This window comes from Proteiniphilum sp. X52, assembly GCF_003712195.1.
Lineage (GTDB): Bacteria > Bacteroidota > Bacteroidia > Bacteroidales > Dysgonomonadaceae > Proteiniphilum.
Genome location: NZ_RDSD01000042.1, coordinates 1 through 4,755, shown reverse-complemented (window position 1 = coordinate 4,755; position 4,755 = coordinate 1). Strand labels below are relative to the sequence as shown.

General features: G+C 34.2%; 4 protein-coding genes. All 4 read left to right on the top strand.

Annotation, left to right across the window (positions count from 1 at the left end; genetic code table 11):
- Nucleotides 1-93: 93 nt before the first annotated feature.
- The 4 genes from D7D25_RS17300 (at nt 94) to D7D25_RS18640 (ending at nt 4,603) form a co-directional block, all read left to right on the top strand.
- Complete coding sequence (locus D7D25_RS17300; RefSeq protein ID WP_122970166.1) at nt 94-273, top strand: hypothetical protein; 180 nt, start codon at nt 94-96, stop codon at nt 271-273.
- A gap of 378 nt (nt 274-651) precedes the next feature.
- Nucleotides 652-2,001, top strand: coding sequence for a radical SAM/SPASM domain-containing protein (locus D7D25_RS17295; protein WP_122970165.1), 1,350 nt, complete (start codon nt 652-654; stop codon nt 1,999-2,001).
- A 295-nt stretch (nt 2,002-2,296) separates the two neighbouring features.
- Nucleotides 2,297-4,354, top strand: coding sequence for an outer membrane beta-barrel family protein (locus tag D7D25_RS17290; RefSeq protein WP_158602664.1), 2,058 nt, complete (start codon nt 2,297-2,299; stop codon nt 4,352-4,354).
- Nucleotides 4,355-4,360: 6 nt separating this feature from the next.
- A complete protein-coding gene (locus tag D7D25_RS18640) occupies nt 4,361-4,603 on the top strand; it encodes a cysteine peptidase family C39 domain-containing protein (RefSeq protein ID WP_255417379.1) in 243 nt (80 codons plus the stop codon).
- The last annotated feature ends 152 nt before the right edge of the window (nt 4,604-4,755 follow it).

The following is a 4,755-nucleotide window of genomic DNA, read 5'->3' as shown; positions in this document are numbered from 1 at the left end:
ACAAAGAAATATAACTATCAGATAAAGCTGTATGAATCATCGGCGCGGAGTTCGAAAAGCGAAATGAGTAGAGGAAATTAAAAACATATTGCAATGAATATTGAGAAATTTTCTTTAGATGATGTTGTTGTTTTGAAAGATAATGACAACTTTAATAATGATGAAATGGCAAGAATAGTAGGTGGTGTTAACAGTGCTGTAAGAGGGTGTATTTGCAAGTGCGGAACTAACTCTGCTTCATTAACTAGCTCACAGGATTCTACTCAAAATTAACTACAAGATATCCGCTTTTTACTATGAATAGCTAGCAAATGTCTATTCATAGTAAAAGCGGATTATTTAATAATAAAAAGGAGTGTCTGTATGTATATTAAAATAGGCTGTATTTGATTGATATATATAATGATTTATGTTTTGTTTGCTGGGATAACCTATTATATTTATATTCAGTTTCGTTAAAATTATAGGTATAAAAAATAAGGAATTAATAATGATTGTCTGGTAAATACTAATGATTATTCTCCTTTGTAAATATGGGATATAAAAACCTAAAAAATAGGAAAATATTTGTTTAGAGTCTTATAACTTACACAATAGCATTGGAGAAAAAGTTTTATTGGACGGCAATAAAGATAATAAAATTATATTACTATGAACGATAATATTATATCAAAATATGTATATCAATTTATTTCATCAAAGAACGAAAATTTAATTTACTCTTCTCGTTCAAATTCTATTTTAAAAATAACTAAAGAGTTGTCAGAATTTCTAGAGGAAGCTAAACAAAAGAGCTCTTTATTATTGTATTTAGATGAAAAATTATTTCAACTATTCAAACATCATAAAATTATTGTCAATAAAAGAGATGATGCGGATTTTTTATTAGAGCGTCAATTTGTAGAAGATCAGATAACTTTCTCTAATTCTACAATTGGTTTAGTTCTTGTTCCCACTTTAGCCTGCAATTTTGATTGTTCGTATTGCTTTGAGGAAGGTAAAAAAGCAGTTAAAATGAATGATGATATTATAGAACAATTAATATTGTTTGTAAAGCGTCATAAGAATGCGAAAAATCTTGAAATTACTTGGTATGGAGGAGAACCGTTATTAGCTTTTGATACGATAAAAAGAATTATAGATAAAATAAAAAATGAAATTGATCTAAAATTGACTAAACATTCAATAGTAACAAATGGGTATTATTTTACAAATGAAGTTATTGACTATTTTAAAATAAATACCTTAAATGATATACAAATAACTTTAGACGGAAATAAAGAAAGACACGATTCTATTAGAAAACAAAAAAAGACAGGGGAAGGCAGCTATGAAGTATTAATGAATAATATTGAAAATATTTTAGAGAAGCTTTCAGACACTCAGTTGTCTATTAGAGTGAATATTGATAAAAAGAATGTTGATGATTTTAATATTATATACCATGATTTACGAGAAAGATGGAAAGGAAAAAAAATTAATATATATCCTGGCATATTAAGAATTGACAATGACAGCAAAAAAGCATTATCTTCCGAGTCGTTAAGCCAATGGGAGACATTTGATTTATACTTTGATTTACGTAAGAAGAAAATGATAGAAGGTTCTATATTTCCCACTTTAGAATATCATAAAGGCTGCTGTGCTACTGTTCTAAATTCGTACATTATCGGACCGAGAGGAGAAATATATAAATGTTGGAATGATGTAAGTGATGAAACGCGTATTGTTGGATACATTAAAGATGAAAAACTTTCAAATCCATCTTTATTTTACAGGTATATAATTGGAAGTAAGTTTTATAAGGACAAAGAATGTTTAGATTGTTTTTTATTGCCTGTGTGTAGCGGAAAATGTGCTTTTTTTCATTTAAGGAACTTGTATGAGGATGGAAAATATAATTTGTGTCAATGTTTACAGAAATCCCCTTATCTGTTGAACAGATGTTTGGAACATTTTTATTATGAGAATACGGATAAAGTGTGTTCGTATAAGGATTAAGTTACACTTGAAATCAGGCGAAATGGATATGAATAAGCTAAAAAGGATTTACCCCATCTGCATATTTTTGTTTTGTAATATCTTATGCGTAATTGCACAAGAGTTTAAAGGATTAATAACGGATATTCGGAAGCGTCCTGTTGCTTTTGCCACTGTTGTTTTGCAAACGGTACCGGATTCTTCGTTTGTCTCTGGCGCGGTTTCGGATACAAGTGGGGTGTTTACTTTAAAGGCAAACTTAGATAAGGATAAAGACTATACGATTAAAATCAGTTCGGTCGGTTATAAGACAATATTGTTAAAAGTTGACAGTTTCGACTTGGGGACGGTTGTTATGGAGGAAGTTTCTGTTATTCTGGAGGGGCTGTTGGTAACGGCAACCCGTCCTGCATACAGAATGGATTCCGACGGGTTGACCGCAAAAATAGAGCATTCCATCCTGAGTCGTCTGGGAACGGCCAATGATGTTCTTTCGCAACTGCCGTTTGTAAAAGGAGAGAATGGCAAATACACCGTTTTCGGGAGAGGCACCCCGCTTATTTATCTAAACAACCGACTGCTTCGGGACAATGATGAGTTGAAGCAATTGAAAAGTTCGGATATAAGAGATGTGAAAATAATTTTAAATCCGGGTGCGCAATACGACGCATCTATCGGGGCGGTTATTCGTATTACCACCACAAAATCGGTGGGTGAAGGTTTAAGCGGCTCACTCTATACTTTTATACGACAACGGCGGCATCTCGGCCATTACGAATACTTGGAATTGAATTATCGCAAAGATAAGTTAGACCTCTTCGGCAAAATCAGCTACGACAAAACCGCGTATGAACAGAACCAAAAAGATGAAACAATTTTAAATTTAGATAATAAATATATTACCGAAGATGATAAAAAGATGGAAGCCGGTTTTCATTCTTGGGCTGCGACAATAGGCGCTAATTACGCGTTTCTTCCCACTCACTTAATCGGATTGCGATATATATATTCCCGATCTCCGAGAGGCAATTGGGATTTTAGCGGAAAAACCCTTCACTTTATCAATGAAGAAAATGATAATAATTACACATCAACCAACCTGACCGAGAGAGAAAATCACCGACATTACCTGAACACATATTATCATAACGAATTGAAAAATAAAACAACCATACATTTTGAGGGCGATTTTATAAAAGGAGGAAGTGCAGCCGGGCAGTCGTCGGATTACAAAAATCTTGTCCACAACGAGGCGATACTTGTAAAAAGCAATAGCGAAACGGACTATTCCCTTTATGCAGGAAAACTTTTGATAGAAAAGTCGTTAGCCGGTGGGAGGATAAATTTTGGTAGTGAAAGTTCATATACCGACAATAAGCAATCGTACGAAATGCTAAATAAGAATATCTCGGAAGATCTGCCTTCTAATAAAGATAAATCCGAACAATTTTTAATTGCAGCTTTTGCATCCGTTGATTATACCTGGACTGAGTTGTCGTTAAGCGCCGGACTAAGGTACGAACATATTGATTTTAAATATTACTATAATAACGAATTAAGCAAAATACAAAGCCGTATTTACAACAATTGGTTCCCGTCATTGACTTTTTCTTACAAAACCGATTATATAAACATGACATTAGGATATAAAACGATAGTTTACCGTCCCAATTATTACAATTTAAGAAGTTCCATTACATATAATAGCCCGTATGACTACGAAGGCGGAAATCCCTCGTTAAGACCCATGTTTATAAATAAATTGTCATACACTTTTGGATGGAAAGATTTACAAATGGAAGTCTCGTATAACTGGGTGAAAGACAACTTACTTTTTATAGTGGAGCAGTTTAAAGATAAACCTATAACTCTTTTTACCATGATGAATCTTCCGTATAGCGAAAGATTGGATGCTTACGTAAGCTATTCGCCTACCATAAAGTTTTGGAAACCTACATTTGCTGTCGGTTTTTATAAACAAAACCTCCATTTGAAAAACTGCAGCTACAATAAACCCTACTATACATACAGATGGAATAATACGATTCGGCTGCCAAAAGAGTTTCAATTGGCTTTGAATATGGAAGGAAATCTTCGAGGCAATTCCGACGTTTCCATATATAAATCGGCGTTTCGTACCGATGTAAAACTAAGTAAAAGCTTTTACGACAATCGATTAAGCGTTGTACTGAACGCTTTGGATATTTTTGCCGCAGATTTGGAGAGATGGTCTATGAATACAGATATTATACATTACAATAAATGGAATGACGGTGATAACAGAGGATTCAGCCTGCAACTTACATATCGATTTAATTCTTCAAAAACCAAATATAAAGGACAAGGAGCAACGAATGAGATAAACAGATTGTAATCAATTATGCCTTTCCCCTTCACCAAACAGCCCGACGCGATGGACTGCGGCCCCGCCTGCCTGAATATGGTGTCCGAACACTATGGCAAGCGCCACACGCTGGAACACCTGCGCGACAATTGCTTTATCGAGCGCGACGGTGTGTCATTGCTGGGCACCAGCCCTCACTCGTTAAAATTTTGTACCGTCTTGTATCCTTATGGTAATTGTATTTGGTTATCAGATGATTATGTCGACGGCTGTAGTTAAATTCTTGTATCTCTCCATATCCTATTTCGCAAGAGAAATATATTATTTAGATTTGAGGCAGAAATTTCATAATAGGTACCATCATGAAAATGAAGAAAATCGTATTGTGTGCACTGTGTGCCGGATGGATGTTTTTCCCGGTTACGGTGAAT